Origin of the sequence: Saccharothrix carnea (assembly GCF_003014735.1) — a bacterium.
Classification (GTDB): Bacteria; Actinomycetota; Actinomycetes; order Mycobacteriales; family Pseudonocardiaceae; genus Actinosynnema; species Actinosynnema carneum.
Window position 1 is genome coordinate 147,532 of sequence record NZ_PYAX01000007.1, and the last position, 16,432, is coordinate 163,963.

Annotated in this window: 17 protein-coding genes; 12 read left to right on the plus strand and 5 right to left on the minus strand. The window is 72.0% G+C overall.

The window, feature by feature from the left end:
- The gene (locus B0I31_RS21720) at nt 1-405 is read right to left on the minus strand and encodes a VOC family protein (protein ID WP_245950211.1); all 405 of its coding nucleotides are present in this window, start codon (nt 403-405) and stop codon (nt 1-3) included.
- 115 nt (nt 406-520) lie between these two features.
- Here B0I31_RS21720 and B0I31_RS21725 point away from each other — a divergent pair, with 115 nt between their 5' ends.
- Together B0I31_RS21725 and B0I31_RS21730 are read left to right on the plus strand one after the other, a co-directional pair.
- On the plus strand, nt 521-1,096 hold the full coding sequence (locus tag B0I31_RS21725) for a TetR/AcrR family transcriptional regulator (protein ID WP_106617216.1): 576 nt from the start codon (nt 521-523) through the stop codon (nt 1,094-1,096).
- Nucleotides 1,097-1,162: 66 nt separating this feature from the next.
- The gene (locus B0I31_RS21730) at nt 1,163-2,608 is read left to right on the plus strand and encodes a carboxylesterase/lipase family protein (protein ID WP_245950213.1); all 1,446 of its coding nucleotides are present in this window, start codon (nt 1,163-1,165) and stop codon (nt 2,606-2,608) included.
- 51 nt (nt 2,609-2,659) lie between these two features.
- Here B0I31_RS21730 and B0I31_RS21735 read toward each other — a convergent pair whose 3' ends face one another.
- Both B0I31_RS21735 and B0I31_RS21740 read right to left on the minus strand, forming a co-directional pair.
- The gene (locus tag B0I31_RS21735) at nt 2,660-3,160 is read right to left on the minus strand and encodes a DUF2165 domain-containing protein (RefSeq protein ID WP_106617218.1); all 501 of its coding nucleotides are present in this window, start codon (nt 3,158-3,160) and stop codon (nt 2,660-2,662) included.
- 75 nt (nt 3,161-3,235) lie between these two features.
- Nucleotides 3,236-7,294: a WD40 repeat domain-containing protein gene (locus B0I31_RS21740; protein ID WP_106617219.1), complete on the minus strand. Its 4,059-nt coding sequence runs from the start codon at nt 7,292-7,294 to the stop codon at nt 3,236-3,238.
- A gap of 316 nt (nt 7,295-7,610) precedes the next feature.
- Between B0I31_RS21740 and B0I31_RS40735 the strand changes: the two genes are divergently transcribed.
- The 6 genes from B0I31_RS40735 to B0I31_RS21765 all read left to right on the plus strand — a co-directional run bounded on the left by B0I31_RS40735 (nt 7,611) and on the right by B0I31_RS21765 (nt 12,286).
- On the plus strand, nt 7,611-7,775 hold the full coding sequence (locus B0I31_RS40735; RefSeq protein ID WP_181320275.1) for a hypothetical protein: 165 nt from the start codon (nt 7,611-7,613) through the stop codon (nt 7,773-7,775).
- 136 nt (nt 7,776-7,911) lie between these two features.
- Nucleotides 7,912-9,369, plus strand: a complete 1,458-nt coding sequence (locus B0I31_RS21745) for a DNA-3-methyladenine glycosylase 2 (RefSeq protein WP_106617220.1) — start codon at nt 7,912-7,914, stop codon at nt 9,367-9,369.
- 16 nt (nt 9,370-9,385) lie between these two features.
- Nucleotides 9,386-9,877, plus strand: a complete 492-nt coding sequence (locus tag B0I31_RS21750; protein ID WP_106617221.1) for a methylated-DNA--[protein]-cysteine S-methyltransferase — start codon at nt 9,386-9,388, stop codon at nt 9,875-9,877.
- A gap of 233 nt (nt 9,878-10,110) precedes the next feature.
- Complete coding sequence (locus tag B0I31_RS21755; RefSeq protein WP_181320276.1) at nt 10,111-10,695, plus strand: ArsR/SmtB family transcription factor; 585 nt, start codon at nt 10,111-10,113, stop codon at nt 10,693-10,695.
- Nucleotides 10,696-10,697: 2 nt separating this feature from the next.
- Nucleotides 10,698-11,414 carry an SRPBCC family protein gene (locus tag B0I31_RS21760; RefSeq protein WP_106617222.1) on the plus strand — a complete coding sequence of 239 codons (717 nt, stop codon included), beginning with the start codon at nt 10,698-10,700 and terminating at the stop codon, nt 11,412-11,414.
- Entirely contained in the window at nt 11,411-12,286 is an 876-nt protein-coding gene (locus B0I31_RS21765) for an alpha/beta fold hydrolase (RefSeq protein WP_425444382.1), read from the plus strand. The genes B0I31_RS21760 and B0I31_RS21765 overlap by 4 nt, the downstream gene beginning before the upstream one ends.
- Before the next feature lie 64 nt (nt 12,287-12,350).
- Here B0I31_RS21765 and B0I31_RS21770 read toward each other — a convergent pair whose 3' ends face one another.
- Nucleotides 12,351-13,184: an SAM-dependent methyltransferase gene (locus B0I31_RS21770; RefSeq protein WP_106617223.1), complete on the minus strand. Its 834-nt coding sequence runs from the start codon at nt 13,182-13,184 to the stop codon at nt 12,351-12,353.
- Between the two features lie 213 nt (nt 13,185-13,397).
- Between B0I31_RS21770 and B0I31_RS21775 the strand changes: the two genes are divergently transcribed.
- From B0I31_RS21775 to B0I31_RS21785, 3 genes are all read left to right on the plus strand, one after another.
- Nucleotides 13,398-14,273 carry a helix-turn-helix domain-containing protein gene (locus B0I31_RS21775; RefSeq protein WP_106617224.1) on the plus strand — a complete coding sequence of 292 codons (876 nt, stop codon included), beginning with the start codon at nt 13,398-13,400 and terminating at the stop codon, nt 14,271-14,273.
- Nucleotides 14,274-14,403: 130 nt separating this feature from the next.
- Nucleotides 14,404-14,643 carry a DUF397 domain-containing protein gene (locus B0I31_RS21780; RefSeq protein WP_106617225.1) on the plus strand — a complete coding sequence of 80 codons (240 nt, stop codon included), beginning with the start codon at nt 14,404-14,406 and terminating at the stop codon, nt 14,641-14,643.
- Entirely contained in the window at nt 14,627-14,938 is a 312-nt protein-coding gene (locus B0I31_RS21785; RefSeq protein WP_106617226.1) for a hypothetical protein, read from the plus strand. Before B0I31_RS21780 ends, B0I31_RS21785 begins: the two co-directional genes overlap by 17 nt.
- A 222-nt stretch (nt 14,939-15,160) precedes the next feature.
- Here B0I31_RS21785 and B0I31_RS21790 read toward each other — a convergent pair whose 3' ends face one another.
- On the minus strand, nt 15,161-15,769 hold the full coding sequence (locus B0I31_RS21790) for a TetR/AcrR family transcriptional regulator C-terminal domain-containing protein (RefSeq protein WP_181320277.1): 609 nt from the start codon (nt 15,767-15,769) through the stop codon (nt 15,161-15,163).
- A 77-nt stretch (nt 15,770-15,846) separates the two neighbouring features.
- Between B0I31_RS21790 and B0I31_RS21795 the strand changes: the two genes are divergently transcribed.
- Nucleotides 15,847-16,389 (plus strand): peroxiredoxin-like family protein, encoded by a 543-nt coding sequence (locus tag B0I31_RS21795; RefSeq protein ID WP_106617228.1) that lies wholly within the window; start codon nt 15,847-15,849, stop codon nt 16,387-16,389.
- Nucleotides 16,390-16,432: the final 43 nt, after the last annotated feature.

The following is a 16,432-nucleotide window of genomic DNA, read 5'->3' on the forward strand; positions in this document are numbered from 1 at the left end:
TCAGGCCGTCCGCGCGGCCACCATCCACCGGTACCCGAACGGGTCGAGCACGGTCGCGCCGTAGCCGTGCCCGGTGTCCGCCGCCGCGCGCAGCACCGTGCCGCCGCGCGCCACGGCCCCCCGCACCACACCGTCCACATCGGACACCTCGACCCGGTGCATCGGGTTGACCCCGCCGCTCGGGTCCGGCGCGAGGTGGCGGTACTCGGGCGAGGGGTCCGCGAGCATCAGCACGCTGTCCCCGATGGCGATCTCCACGTGCCCGACCGAGCCGTCGTCCATGACGATCGGCTCGCCCCGCCGCACGGCGCCGAACACCTCGGCGTAGTAGTCGACGGCGGCCCGCGCGTCCCGGACGGCCAGGTACGGCACGACGGTCCGGTACTCCTCCCGACCAGCGGTCACGTCTCCTCCTTCTCTCGGCGACGCACTCCATCCTCGGCCGGGATCGGCCTTCACGGACGGGTGAACCAGTTGCTCGTCCGAGCAACTTCCAGCTTGGTCGTGCTAACTTTTGCTCATGCGAGCAAAGTCCCTCACCGAGCAGGCACGACGGGCCCAGATCGTCGCCGCGGCGATCGAGGTGCTGGCCGAGCTCGGCTACGGGGCGACCTCGTTCAAGCAGATCGCCGCCCGCGCGGGCCTGAGCAGCACGGGCCTGATCTCGTACCACTTCAAGGGCAAGCAGGAGCTGGTCGACTCCGTCTACGCCGAGGTCAGGCGGACGTTCACCGAGTTCGTGCTGGAGCGGATGGACCACAGCGCCACGGCTGCGGGCGAGCTGCGCGCGTTCCTGAGCGCCAACCTGCGGTTCCTGCGCGCCCACCGGGCGCACATGGTGGCGCTGGCGCAGGTCCGCCCGCACGTCTCGGCCGCGGACTCGGCCGACGACGACCACCGCAAGATGGCCGACCTGCTCCGCCAGGGGCAGCGGCGGGGTGAGTTCCGCGAGTTCGACGCGGACACCGTGGCGATCTTCGTCCTGGCCCTGCGCAACGGCGTGCTGGCCAGGGCGGGCGACCACCCGGAGGTCGACCTCGACCTCTGCGAACGCGAGCTCATCACCGTGGTGGAGCTCGCCACGAGAAGGGGGTGACCCATGCGTCGGGGGACGTGGGCACTGATCATCACGATGGCCGTGACGGCCTGTGGGGGTGGGGACGTGGGACAACGGCCACCGGACACGGTGCGGGTGGAGAACGGCGAGGTGCGCGGTGTCGTGCACGCCGACCGCACCGTCTTCCAAGGCATCCCGTACGCGCTGGCGCCGAAGGGCGAGCTGCGCTGGCGCGCGCCGCACCGGGCGGCGGACTGGGAGGGCGTCCGGGACGCGACCAGGCCGGGCAACCCGTGCCCGCAGGTCGGCTCGTCCTACTCGCCGACCAGGGCGACCGACGAGGACTGCCTGTTCCTCAACGTCACCACGCCGTCCACAGCGGGCCGCCGGCCGGTCCTGGTCTGGCTGCACGGCGACGGCGCGATCGGCGCGGGCCACCACTTCGACGCCACCGCGTTGGCCACCAAGGGCGACGTGGTGGTCGTGACGCTGAACTACCGGCTCGGCGTGTTCGGCGGCTTCGGCCTGCCCGGTCTGGAGGGCTCCGGCACGTTCGGCCTGCAGGACCAGCGCGAGGCGTTGGAGTGGGTGCGGCGCAACATCGACAGCTTCGGCGGCGACCCCGGCAACGTCACGCTGTTCGGCGTCTCCTACGGCGCGTCGGCCGCGGCGGCGCACCTGGTCTCGCCCGCGTCACGCGGCCTGTTCCACAAGGCGATCACGCACAGCGGGTTCGCGCTGGTCGACCTGCCCGCGGAGGCGTGGTACCCGGGTCTGGGCGCGCTGCCGTGGCTCGCTTGGCGGGACACCGCGGAGATCGAGCAGATCGGGCAGGGCATCACCCTCGAGCTGGGCTGCGACGACCTCGCCTGCCTGCGCGCCCTGCCCGCCGAGAAGGTGATGGACCACCAGCAGGTCATGAACATCTTCCAGCCCTTCGGGTACGGCAACGCCGAGCTGCCACGACTGCCCGCCGAGGCGTTCGCGGCCGGGGAGATCGCGCGGGTGCCCGTGCTGGCCGGCAACACGCGGCACGAGCACCGCGGCATCGTGGAGATCTTCCGCGGGCCCGTCGCCGCCGAGGACTACCCGCGCCTGCTCGCGGCGGCGTTCGGGGACCGCGCGGCGGAGGTCGGACGGGAGTACCCGCTGGAGGCGTTCGAGAGCCCGGGCCGGGCGTGGGCGGCGGTGCTGACCGACCGGGTGTGGGCGCGGGCGACGTTCCGGCAGCACGAGTTGTTGTCCGCGCACACGCCGACGTTCGCGTTCGAGTTCGCCGACCCGGCGGCCTCCGAGCACGGCGCGAGCCACAGCACGGACATCGGCTACCTGTTCCCGGACGGGGAGCTGACGGCCGGGCAGCGCGAGCTGTCGGACGCGATGATCCGGTACTGGACCGCCTTCGCCCGCACCGGCGACCCGAACGGCGGCGACCTGCCGCACTGGCCCGCGTTCGGCGAGGGGCGGCACGTGCAGTCGCTCGCACCGGGCGCGATCACCGGCGTGGACTACCGGGCCGAGCACCGGCTCGACTTCTGGGGGGACGAGTAGGGGGAGCGGGCCGGAGGCCGTCCGGAGGGGGACGGCCTCCGGCCACGCCCGCTACGGGGCCGGGTCGCGTTTGGTGGCGTGCAGCAGGATCAGCCCGAGCGCGGCGATCACGAAGTTCTGGAACGCGGCCGACAGCCCGTTCCAGTCCTTCGACTGCCACATCACGAACCACTCGCCGCCGATCGCGATGAACCCGCCGCCGAACAGCAGCGCCTGCATCACCCAGCCCGTGGACGACAGCAGGCGTGCCACCTCCTCGCGGCGCCGCAGCCAGGCCACCAGCCCGGCCAGCAGCACCAGCGCGGTGACCGCCTCCCAGGCGATGATCAGCACGTAGACCACGGTCACGACGGTCGGATCGGTGATCGCGCGCCACGACGTGTTGGGGGACCCGAAGGTGGTGTCCATCGCCAACACGTGTTGCACGAACGCGTGGTTGGTCTCGTAGTCGGTGATGTTGCCGAACACGACGAGGCCCATGTAGAGCGCGGTGATCCCGGTCAGCGCCGTGATCGCCGTCCGCGGGCCACCCACCCTGGCAAGTGAACGCATGATCTGCAGAACCTAGTCAAGTTCCGCCGGAAGTACATGAACGGGCTTCACCTCGGGTTCGGGGTGCGGACCCCGTCAGGGGCAGGGCGGTTCGTAGTCCAGCTGCGGCAGGTGCTCGCGCCAGCGGTCCTCCGGCAGCACGCCCTTGGTCTTCACGCAGACCCGCTCGATCACGTGCTGCAGGTCGAGGTCCCACACCCGGACCGTGCTGTCCGAGCTGGTGGACGCCAGCCTGCGGCCGTCCGGGCTGAACGCCATGTCCCGCAACCCGCCCTGGTGCCCGGTCAGCACCTGGCCGACCGCGGTGGGTCGGCGCAGGTCGTGCACGTCCCACAGCCGGATGGTGCGGTCCTCGCCGCCGCTGGCCAGCGTCCGCCCGTCCGGGCTGAACGCCACCGCCACCGCCTCCTCGGCGTGCCCGCTCATCGGCGCTCCGATGGGCTCGACCCGGTTGGGCACGGTCAGGTCCCACAGCCGGATCGTCCGGTCGTCGCTCGCCGTGGCCAGGGTGCGGCCGTCCGGGCTGATGTCGCCCGCGCGCACCGCGCCGGTGTGCCCGGCCAGCGGGTGCCCGAGCGGCTGGGCGGCGGCCGGGTCCGTCACGTTCCACAGCCGCACGGTGTTGTCCGCGCTGGCCGTGACCAGCGTCCGGCCGTCCGGCGTGAACCCGACGTAGTGCACGTACCCGCCGTGGCCGACGAGCGCGCGGCCGAGCGGCTTCGGGTGCTCGCGGTCCTCGATGTCCCACAGCTGCACCGAGTTGTCGTCGGAACCGGTGACCAGCACCTTCCCGTCGTGCCGGAGCGCCACCGGCGAGCTGTAGCGGGTGCCCACCCCGATCGGCTCGCCCAGCGGCCGGGGGTGGTGCGGGTCGGTGACGTCCCACAGCCGCACCACCTTGTCGCTCACGCTGGCCAGCGTCCGGCCGTCCTCGCTCATCGCCAGGGACCACACGCCCGCGCCGTGCGACAGCACGGCGGTCGACTGCGGGTCGCCCGGGTCCGTGATGTCCCACACCTGGATCGACTCGTCCTCGGCCGCGGACACCAGGTGGTGGTCGTCGGGGGTGAAGCGGGGACCGACGGTGCGCGCCGAGTGCCCGACGAGCACGCCGGGCGGCAGCGACCACAGCCGCACCACGGCGTCGTGGCTGCCGGTGGCCAGCGTCCGGCCGTCCGGGCTGAACGACACCGCGTACACGATGCCGTTGCGCCCGCTCAGCGGCTGGCCGAGCGGCACGGCGTGCGCCGGGTCGGCGATGTTCCACAGCCGCGTGGTGCCGTCCGCGCCCGCGGCGGCGAGCAGCCGGCCGTCCGGGCTGAACGCCACCGACCACACGCCCTCGGTGTGGTCGGTCAACGGGCGGCCGACCGGCTTGGGCGCCGCCGGGTCCGCCACGTCGAACAGCCGCACGCTGTGGTCCTCGCCCGCGCCCGCCAGCAGCTTGCTGTCCGGGCTGAACGCCAGCGAGTGCACGGTGTCCTCGAACCCGGTGACCGGCTCGCCGAGCTGCCTGGGGGCGCGCACGTCGCGCACGTCGAACAGGACCACGGTCCCGTCGTCGCCCGCGGTGGCCAGCAGCGCGCCGTCCGGGCTGATCGCGACCGCGCGCACCTGGTCGGTGTGCCCGCCGAGCGGTTCGCCGAGCCGGCGCGGCCGGGCCGGGTCGGTCACGTCCCACAGCCGGGCCGTGTGGTCGGCGTTGGCGGTGACCAGGGTCCGCGAGTCCGGCGTGAACGCCAGCAGGTAGACGGTGCCGTTGTCGCCGCGCAGCGGCTCGCCGAGCGAGCGCGGGCGTTCCGGGTCGCTGACGTCCCACAGCCGCACCGTGGCGTCGTCGCCCGCCGTGGCCAGGGTCCGGCCGTCCGGGCTGAACACGGCCGAGGTCACCCAGCTGCGGTGGCCGGGCAGCGGCGAGCCGAGCGGCTTCGGGTCGTCCGGGTCGCGCAGGTCCCACAGCCGCACGGTCTGGTCGAAGCTCGCGGTGGCCAGGAACTTGCCGTCGGGGGAGTAGGAGGTCAGGTACACCGGGCCGGTGTGCCCGGTCAGCGGTATCGCCAACGGCGTGGTCTGGGTGGACAGCAGCCGCGTCTGCACGTCCCGGTCGTCGGGCCGCATCCGGTGCGCGACCAGCGCCAGCTGCGCCGACAGCGACGGGTCGGAACCCTGCAGCCGGTCCGCTTCCGCCACCACCTGCCGGAACACCGCGTCGTCCCGCTGCCGCACGGCCAGCACGGCGGCGGTGGCGGCGATGAGCGCGAGCACGACCACGCACACCACGGCCGCGCGTCGGCCCCACGCGGCGCGCCTGCGGTACTGCATCGAGACGGCGAGGAAGTCCTGGGCGGTGCCGGTCAGCCCCTCGCGGCCCGCCGCGTCGGCCCAGTGCCGCGCGGTCTCCAGCCGTGCGCCCCGGTAGAGCAGCGACGAGTCGCGGTCCTGGCCCACCCACGTCGCCGCGTCCTCCTCCAGCCGCTGCCGCAGCAGCTGGCCCTCCCGGTCCTGGTCGATCCAGCTGCGCAGCCGCGGCCACGCCTGCAGCAGCGCCTCGTGCGTGATCTCCACCGACCCGGCGTCGAGCGTGACCAGGCGGGCCCGCGCCAGCACCTCCAGCGCCTCCTCGCCCGCGGCCCGGTTCGCGGCCTGCTCGACCAGCTCGTGCCGGGTCGAGCGGCGGCGGGTGTCCTGGGTGTCCTCGCCGACGCGCACCAGCCGCAGCAGCAACGGCCGGGCCGCGTGCTGCGCCTCCGGGGCGAGGTCGGCCCACGCCCGTTCCGCGGTGGCCGCGACCGCGCCCTGGATGCCGCCCGCCGAGCGGTAGCCCGCGATGGTCAGCTTCCCGGCCTGCCTGCGCTGCCAGGTGGCCAGCAGGGCGTGCGACAGCAGCGGCAACGCGCCCGCGTCGTACGCGCCCTGCCCGGCCCTGGCCTGCGCCCGGCCGCTGCGCACGCCCAGGTCGCGCAGCATCAGCTCGATCAGCCCCGGCTCCAACTGCAGGCCCGCCGCCTTCGCGGGCCGCGACACCGCCTCGCGCAGCTCCGCCGACGTCATCGGGCCCAGCACCATCTGCCGGTCCTGCAACGCGTCGGCCAGCTCCGGGAACGCCAGGCAGCGGCCGTAGAAGTCGGCCCGCACGCCCACCAGCACCACCGCGGGCGCCGTGCCGCCGGGCACCGCGGGCGTGCACGCCACGTGCAGCGCCTGCACGAACACCTGCACCCGGTTCTCGTCCGAGGACAGCGTGAACGCCTCCTCGAACTGGTCGACCACGACCACCACCCGGTCGCCGCCGTGCCGTGCCGCGTACGCCGCGAACGCCGCCCGGATCTGCGCGGCGAACCGCATCACGCCCATCAGCGTCTGCCCGAGGAACGTGTCCGGACCGTGCCCGGACGCCACCAGGTCCTGGTCCATCCCGTCCAGGGTGAGCGCCATGTCCAGGATCTCGGCCAATTCCGGGATCTGCCGGATCAATTCCTTCACCGGGTCGCCGCCGGGCGTGATGACGACCGCGGGCCAATTCGTCGACCCGGGCACCGCCAACGCGCCGTCGCGAACGGACGGAATGACGCCCGCGCGCACCAATGACGATTTACCGGCACCCGAGGCGCCCACCAGCATCACGATTCCGCCGGTTTCCGCGGCACTGCCCAGTCGGGACACCAAGGCGGCCGTGCTGCGTTCCCGGCCGAAGAACCAGCTGGAATCCTCCGGCTGGAACGCGGCCAGTCCCCGGTACGGGCACACGCCGATCTCGTCGGAACTCGGCGGGTCCTCGTCGACCGGTGCTGTCACCGGGCTGGCCAACGCCTCCTCCCACAGCGCGCGCCACGCGTCCAGGTCGTACAACCCGGCCGCAGGCGGCTGCGGGCGCGACTTGCGGGCCTCGCCGATGAGGACTTCGAGGACTACCGAGAGTGCCGAGAACCGGGCGGGCACGTTGCGCCCGCGACGCCAGTCGCTGACCCGCTGGGCGGTCGCCCGGACCGGTCTGCCGCGCTCGTCGGTGCGCCGCGCGCGGCCCACGGACTCGGTCACCTTCTTCAGCGGCGGATCACCCGCCTCCGCGTAGAGCAGCGCGAACCGCTCCGCGAACACGGCACGGGGACCCGACCCCTGACCGGAACCAGCCATCCGCGGCGTGCCTCCTAGCGATCCGGTGTTCCGGACCGGAAAACCGGATGTGAGTGCGTGAACAGGTCGTTTGCCGACCGGTGGAGCACTTGTCAGTCCACCCTAACGACTTGCGCTGACAAGCTGGCCCGGACGTTGCAGATGACGTCGACAGGTTGTGCGAAGGGACCGGTCAAAGTGGTTTCGCAGGCAACTACCGCGAGTGGCAGCTCGTCGAGCGCTGAGGGGTCCTGGGGGTCTTCTCAGCGGTCCGCACCGGACCGACCCGTTCGGTGGAACGGTGCGGCGACCTGCCGTGCAGAGCGGAGTTGACCCGGTGCGCACCGCCCGTCCACCGGTCACGGCCCGTGAGGACCGGGGCGTCCCCGGTGAAGCACGGGTCTGCCCGATCCTGAGGACGGTGCTGGACGCGCACCGGCGCGACCGGGCCGAGGTGAGACTGGACCTGCTGGCCAGGCTCGCCGCCCCGGCGCACCACTAGTCGATGTCCGACCCGGGGGCGTCACCGCCCCACCGGCGCGCCGCACAGCGCGGTGCGGCGCGCCAGGTCCACCGCGTTTCCGTCCATGTCGCATTTCCGCCGGCCACGGGGCCGAGCGTTGACCGATGCTGGTGCCGTGCACGAAGACGCGGAACGTTGTGTCCGGGCCGTGCGGTCGAAAGACGCCCGGTTCGACGGGTGGTTCTTCACCGCGGTCCTCACCACCCGGATCTATTGTCGACCGAGTTGTCCGGTCCCGCCCGCCAAGGTCGGGAACATGCGGTTCTACCCGAGTGCGGCGGCGGCGCAACAAGCGGGATTCCGGGCCTGCAAGAGGTGTCGCCCCGACGCGTCACCCGGTTCTCCGCTGTGGAACCACCGCGCGGACTCGGTGGCGAAGGCCATGCGGCTGATCGCGGACGGCGTGGTGGACCGCGAGGGCGTGCCCGGGCTGGCCGTCCGCCTCGGCTACAGCGTGCGGCAGGTGGAACGGCTGCTGCTGGCCGAACTGGGCGCGGGGCCGTTGGCGTTGGCCAGGGCGCAGCGCGCGCAGACCGCCCGGCTGCTCATCGAGACGACCGCGTTGCCGATGGCGGAGGTGGCGTTGGCGGCCGGGTTCGCCAGCGTGCGGGCGTTCAACGAGACCGTGCGCGAGGTGTTCGGGCTGTCGCCCACGGACCTGCGCACGCGCCGGCGTCCCGCGCCGGACACCCCGGGCGTGCTGTCGCTGCGGCTGCCGTTCCGCGTGCCGCTGCGGCCGGACAACCTGTTCGGCCACCTCGCAGCGACCGGCGTGCCGGGGGTGGAGGAGTGGCGTGACGGCGCTTTCCGGCGGACGTTGCGGCTGCCGCACGGGCACGGGGTCGTGTCGCTGACGCCGCAGGAGGACCACGTGGCGTGCCGGCTCTCGTTGAGCGACCTGCGCGACCTGTCGATCGCCATCGCCCGGTGCCGCCGGATGCTCGACCTCGACGCCGACCCGGTCGCCGTCGACGAGCAGTTGCGCTCGGACCCGCTGCTCAGGCCCGTGGTCGACGTGGGACCCGGGCGGCGGGTGCCCGGCACGGTGGACGCCGCCGAGTTCGCGGTGCGCGCCGTGCTCGGGCAGCAGGTGTCCACGGCCGCCGCCCGCACCCACGCCGGTCGGCTGGTGCGCGCGGCGGGTGAGCCGATCACCGACCACGGGTTGACGCACCTGTTCCCGACGCCCGAGGCGCTGGCGTCGCTGGACCCGTCCGTGCTGGCCATGCCGCAGGCGCGCAAGACCGCGTTCCGCGCGCTGGTCGAGGCGCTCGCCGGCGGGTCGCTCGACCTCGGCGTCGGCGCGGACTGGGAGAAGGCGCGCGCCGACCTGCTGGCGCTGCCCGGCTTCGGGCCGTGGACGGTGGAGGTGATCGCCATGCGGGCGCTCGGCGACCCGGACGCGTTCATCCCCACCGACCTCGGCATCCGCATCGCCGCGCGCGCCCTCGGCCTGCCCGGCACACCCGCCGCCCTGGTGCGGCGTGCCCAGGCGTGGCGCCCCTGGCGGGCGTACGCCGTCCAGTACCTCTGGGCCACCGGTGACCACGCGGTCAACCGGCTGCCCGCCTGAAGGGACGTCCCGCCCGATGAGCCACACCACCGTGGACAGCCCAGTCGGACCGCTCACGCTGGTCGCGCACGACGAAGTGCTGTCCGGGCTGTACATGACCGAGCAGCGGTACCGGCCGGCCGATGACACGTTCGGCCCCGAGGACCCTTCCCCGTTCGGGGACGTGATCACGCAGCTGGCCGAGTACTTCGCCGGCACGCGCACGGACTTCGACCTGCCGCTGGACCCGATCGGGACGCCGTTCCAGCGCACCGTGTGGCGGGCGTTGGCCGAGATCCCGTACGGCGAGACCGTGACGTACGGGGAGCTCGCGCAGCGGCTGGGCCGTCCGTCGGCCGCGCGGGCGGTCGGCCTGGCCAACGGCCGCAACCCGATCGCGATCATCCTGCCGTGCCACCGGGTGGTCGGCGCGAACGGCGACCTCACCGGGTACGGCGGCGGGCTGGCCCGCAAGCGCCGACTGCTCGACCTCGAACGGGGCCCGGACCCCTACCTCCTGCCGCTCTGACCTCACCCAACCGCGAGAGTCCAACGCTCAGCGCGCGAGAGTCGTACGTTCACGCACCCCGAATTCAACGCTCACGCCTAACGGTGTGCGGGCTGAGCGTTGAACTCGGGGGTCCTGAGCGTTGGACTCTCGCGCGCTGGGCGTTGGACTCTCGCGCGCCGGAGGTACGACTCTCGTGCACCGACGAAAAAGTTTGTCTTGACGGGGGAAGTTGTCGGTGCGATGGTTGGGCCATGTTGGACGTGGCAGTGATCGAGGACCCGGCGGTGGCCGAGGTCTCGTTGGACCCGGTGCGGGCGAGGTTGTTGGCCGAGCTGGCCGAGCCGAGCTCGGCGACCATGCTGGCGGCGAAGATCGGCCTGCCCCGGCAGAAGGTGAACTACCACCTGCGCACCCTGGAGCAGCACGGGCTGGTGGAGCTGGCCGAGGAACGCCGCAAGGGCAACATGACCGAACGCGTCATGCGCGCCACCGCCGCGTCCTACGTCATCTCGCCCACGGCGCTGGCCGCCGTCCAACCCGACCCCGAACGCGCACCCGACCGCCTGTCGGCCCGCTGGCTGCTGGCCGTCGCCGCACGGCTGGTCCGCGACGTCGGCAACCTGGTCACCGGCGCGGCCAAGGCGGACAAGAAGGTCGCCACCTTCGCGCTGGACGGCGAGGTCCGCTTCGCCACCGCCGCCGACCGCGCGGCGTTCGCCGAGGAGCTGACCACCGCCGTCACCGCCCTGGTCGCCAAGTACCACGACGAAGCCGCGGCCGGCGGACGCGCGCACCGCGTCGTCGTCGCCGTCCACCCGAGCATCCCGAAGGAGTGACGATGGGTCACGCGTTCGAAGGCGTCAACGAGGTCGAGCTGGACGGCGTGACGCCGGAGCAGGTCTGGGAGGCCATCGCCACCGGCCCCGGCATCGACTCCTGGTTCATGGGCGCGAACGACGTCGAGCCCGGCGCCGCGGTCCGCCAGGCGTTCGGCGGCTACCAGCCCGCACACCCGATCACCGCCTGGGAACCCGGCAAGCACCTGGCCTACGGCGGCGAGAAGGAGCCGGACGGCCGGTTCGTCGCCTACGAGTTCCTGGTCGAGGGCCGAGAGCGGGGCAGCACGGTCCTGCGCATGGTCGCGAGCGGCTTCCTGCCCGGCGACGACTGGGAGAACGAGTTCGAGGCCATGACCGCGGGCGGCGAGATGTTCTGGCAGACCCTCGTCACCTACCTGCGCCACTTCGCCGGCCGCACCGCCCGCCCGCTGACCGCCTTCGGCCCGCCCGTCGCGGACTGGCCCGCCCTGTGGTCGAAGCTCGGCCGCGAGCTCGGCCTCGACCACGCGCCGAACACCGGCGACCACGTCACCCTCGACGGTGAGCCCGGCGTCGTCTACTTCGCCAACGCCCAGACGGTCGGCGTCCGCACGGCCGACGCGATGTACCGCTTCTTCCAGGGGATGCCCGGCGTCGTGATCGCCATGCACCACGTGTTCGGCGACGACCACCGCGACGAGCGGACCTGGTCGACCTGGTTGGGAGATCTGGCATGACCACCCGCGCCGACACCGACACCGCCAAGCCGCGAGAACCGAAGGACTGGACAACCATGGGACAGGTCGTTTCCAAGGACGGCACCGCGATCGCCTTCACGCGAGTCGGGTCCGGACCGGCGCTGATCATCGTCGACGGCGCGATGTGCTACCGGGCCTTCGGCCCCTCCAAGGCCCTGGCCGACGCGCTGGCCGAGCACTTCACCGTCTACACCTACGACCGGCGCGGCCGGGGGGAGAGCGGCGCCGGCACCGCGCCGTACGACGTGGAACGCGAGGTCGAGGACATCGCCGCGCTGATCGAGGAGGCGGGCGGCTCGGCGCACCTGTTCGGCATGTCGTCGGGCGGCACGCTGGTCGCCGAGGCCGCGCACCGGGGCGTGAACGCCGAGCGGATCGCGATCTACGAGTCGCCGATGATCGTGGACGGCACCCGCGCGCCCATGGACCCCGACCTGCCGGCACGGGTGGAGCGCGCGATCGGTGAGGGCCGCCGGGGCGAGGCGATCAAGCTGTTCATGCGGTACGTCGGCACGCCCGGGCTCTTCATCGCGGTCATGCCGCTGATGCCGATGTGGACCAAGCTCAAGGCCGTCGCGCACACGTTGCCGAACGACTTCGCGCTGACCGGCGAGCTCCAGGGCGGCACGCTCCCGCCCGCCGACCGGTGGTCCGGCGCGGAGGCGCCCGCTCTGGTGATCGCCGGTGGCAAGAGCCCCGAGTACCTGCGCAACGCCCAGCGGCACCTGGCGTCGGCGTTGCCGCAGGGCGAGCTGACCGTCCTGCCCGGCCAGACCCACATGGTCAAGCCCAGGGCGACGGTTCCCGTGCTGGTCGACTTCTTCCGCCGCCCGGCCGGCCGAACCCGCTGAGGGCACGCGGAATCTGGTGGTGGGCGGGAACTTCCCCGTCCACCACCGTCGCGTGCGACGGCTCTCAGGGCTTGCGGCCCACCGCGCCCGCGATGCAGTAGCTCACCGCGTCGAGTTCCTTGAGCCGCGGGCCGTCCGGCCACCAGTCCGCGCAGATCACCAGGCCGGGTTCGACCAGCTCCAGGCCGTGGAACAGCTCGAGCATCTCGCCCATCGTGATGAACCGCCCGCTGCCCATCGGCGAGTGCAGGAACGTCTGCTCCATCCGCCGCGCGATGGCGGAGTGCTCCTCGGTCTCCGGGTCGAGGAAGTGCGAGATCGCCACGTACGAACCGGACGGCAGGGCCTCGATGTACTCGGCCATGATCTCGGCCGACGTGGGCGAGTCGCCGTTGTAGTGGTGCAGCGTGCCCATCTGGAACAGCGCCAGCGGCTCGGTGAAGTCGATGTGCTTGCGCACGACCGCGTCGTTGAGGATCTCGTGCGGGTCGAAGATGTCGGCCGCGGAGAAGTGCGTCCGGTCGTTCTCCTCCAGCAGCGCGCGGCCGTGCGCCAGTACCACTGGGTCGTTGTCGACGTACACGACTCGGGCATCCGGGTTAATCCGCTGGGCCACCTGGTGCGTGTTCTCCGCGGTGGGCAACCCCGAGCCGCAGTCGAGGAACTGGTTGATCCCCGTCTGGCTGGCGACGAACCTGGTGGCGCGGATCAGGAAGCCGCGGTTGTCCACCGCCAGGGTGGCCGCTTCCGGCGCGACCTGCTGCACCCGGCGCAGCACCTCGCGGTCGATCTCGTAGTTGTCCTTGCCGTTGAGGAAGGCGTCGTACACCCTGGCGATGCTGGCCTTGGTGGTGTCGATGTAGACGGGGGCGGCGGCGTCCGAGGACGTACCCGGCATTGTGGTGACCTCGCATTACGGGGATGGGAGTGATGTTGTGTGCACCGCGTCACAGTCCGGTCAGCGTAAGGGTATGGGCTCAACGTGTGAGTGAGCCTCATGCCTCTGTCCGGGCAAGATCATGGGTGTACGTTCAGTGACGATGCGAGTCGGCCCACCTCGGGCGCAACCGCTGATCGGGTGGGGCAGGCACGACGGTCGGGAGGAACGGCGATGGCGACGGACGAGTCCACGCCGGAGAGGGAGAGCGGTCCGACCGCGCTGCGGATCGTGCTCGGCGCGCAGTTGCGCAGGCTGCGCGAGGCCGCCGAGATCAGCCGGGCGGACGCCGGCTACACCATCCGCGGCTCGGAGTCGAAGATCAGCCGGATGGAACTCGGTCGCGTCGGCCTGAAGGAACGCGACGTGAACGACCTGCTGACCATGTACGGCGTCGCCGACGCCGACGAGCGGGCGAAGTTCCTCGGCATGGTCCGCCGGTCCAACGAGCCGGGCTGGTGGCAGCGCTTCACCGACCTGATGCCCGACTGGTTCCAGGACTACGTCGGCTTGGAAGAGGCGGCGTCGCGGATCCTGATCTACGAGACGCAGTTCGTGCCCGGCCTGCTGCAGACCGAGGAGTACGCGACGGCGATCGCGAGCCACGGCCGGTCCGAGCTGGTGACGCCCGACGTGCGGCGGCGGGTGTCGTTGCGGATGCAGCGGCAGCGGATCCTGGCCCGGCCGGGTGCCCCGAGAGTGTGGGCCGTGATCGACGAATCAGTGCTCTACCGGACCATCGGCGGCCGTCAGGTCCTGCTCAACCAGCTCGAATACTTGCTCAGCGTGACGAAGGACGGGCCGATCACCCTCCAGATAGTGCCGTTCCCGTTGGCCGGTTACGCGGCGAAGGGCCCCTTCGCGATGCTCCGGTTCGGTGAACCCGACCTGCCGGACATCGTGTACCTCGAACACCTCGCCGGTGCTCTCTACCTGGACAAACTCGAAGAGCTGGAGGTCTACAGCCGGGTCTTCGACCGCCTCACGGTGGACGCCGAGACGCCCGATCGGAGCCGGCAGATGCTCGCCAAACGGCGGGCGGAGCTCTAGCTGTCGTCCGACCGGGTGGGATTCACGCTCCGCATCTGCACGTGCATTTACCCGTGCACGCTCCGGTGCTACGTTCCGTGCACAACCGGATGCACGTGCAGATGCATCTGACGGCTTGGAGGGTGAGCGCATGGCCACCGAGGTTCTCAACGGCATGTCCGCGGCCGACCTTAAGGGCGTCACGTGGACGAAGAGCTCCTACAGCGACGCGATCGGCAACTGCGTCGAGTTCGCCGTGCTCGACGGCGGTGACATCGCGATGCGCAACTCCCGGTTCCCCGAGGGCCCCGCGCTGATCTACACGCGAGCGGAGGTGGCCGCTTTCGTGGCCGGAGCCAGGGACGGGGAGTTCGATGACCTCGTCCACTGATCTCCCCTCGCGGACGACGTTCCAGCTCCGCGAGCTGATCGCACGGGGGTTCCAGTTCCTCCACCCGCGCGACGCCAGGGGTGAACTGGCGGCGGTCGTGGGGGTGCGGGCGCATGACGCGGTGATCGACGTCGTGCGCCTGCACACCGAGGACGACGCGGTGGCGATGCGGATGCCCGCCGACGAGGTGAACGTCCTGTCCCCCAGCCGTTTCTCGTGGCGCCGCCACGGGCCTGCCACGCACGTGCTCGAAGAGCTGCTCGACCTCCCGGACGACGACGACCGAACAGCGTGACGGCTTCCCGTCCGCTTCCGCGGTGGCGGACGGGACGAGAGGGGAGAGCCCTCTCATCGGCGAACCTGACCTGGAGACGCAGCGGGAGTCGACTCCGCGCCGGATCTGTCGACACCACGCTCGGAGCGCAACTCCGTGTTCGTCGCGTACCGGCGCGGAGACCGAGGTCGGCTTCGGTCTCCGCGTCGGCACACCTCAGCGTGACAGTCCGAAAGCGGCTGGTCAGGGGCGGCGCAGGCCGCTGAGCACCACGTCCAAGCCGCGGCGGAACTCGATGTCGGGCGTGATCGTCCGCGCGGTCCCGGCGGTCTCGGCCAGCAGCGGGTACTCGCCCATCGCGGCCATCGCCTCGGTGCCCAGGCCCGACAGCGGGCCGCGGTGCTCGATCTCGGTCGCGCCGATCAGGTAGGCCAGCAGCGCGCGTAACGCGATCACCCGCTGCTCCCCGGTGAAACCGGCCCGGGTGAGCACCTCCAGCACGGACTCCGACCAGCGCAACAGGCTCGGGCACCGGTGCCGGTGCGCCATCGTGAGCGGCACGGCGTTGGGGTGCGCGGCGATCGCCGCGCGGATCCGTTCGACCAGGACCGCGATCTGCTTGTCCCACAACGCCTTCTTCGGCGGCACGGTGTCCACCCGGGACATCATGTGCTCGACCGCGAGGGCTTCCAGCTCGTCCCGGTCGGCGACGTACCGGTACAGCGACATCGTGCCCATGCCCAGCTCCGCCGCGACGGCGCGCATCGACAACGCGGCCAGGCCGTCCCGGTCCAGGACGGCGAGCGTCGCGGCGGCGAGCGCGGACGTGGTGAGCGACTTCGGGCGTGGCATGGCCTTGACAGCGTACAAGTTACGCACATAGCTTGGGTGAGCGTACAGCGCACGCCTACGCTCGCTCAGGGGGAACCGTGAAGATCAGTCCACGTGAATGGGACACCGTGCTCGGCGGCACGGTGCGGGTGCCGGACCCGCAACGCCTGGTGCACCTGCAGTTCCGCCGCTTCGCCGGCTGCCCGGTGTGCAACCTGCACCTGCGGTCGATCGTCCAGCGGCACGACGAGATCACCGCGCACGGCGTCACCGAGGTGGTCGTGTTCCACTCCTCGGCCGCCGAACTGCGCCCGCACGTCGCCGACCTGCCGTTCGCCGTGGTCGGCGACCCGGAGAAGCGGCTGTACGTGGAGTTCGGCGTGGAGTCGGCGCCGCGTTCGGTGCTCGACCCGCGGGCGTGGGGCGCGATGGTGCGCGGCACCGTCCGCGACCTCGGCCCGGTGCTGCGCGGTCGCCGTCCGCTGCCCAAGGTGGAAGGCGGACGGCTCGGCCTGCCCGTCGACTTCCTCATCGCGCCGGACGGCACGGTCGTCGCGGAGAAGCGTGGACAACACGCCTACGACCAGTGGTCGGTGGCCGAACTGCTCACCCACGCACAGGCGTTGACCAGGCAAAACTGAGTTGTCCACAGGCTTGTCCCCAGCTGTGGACGGATCGAACACC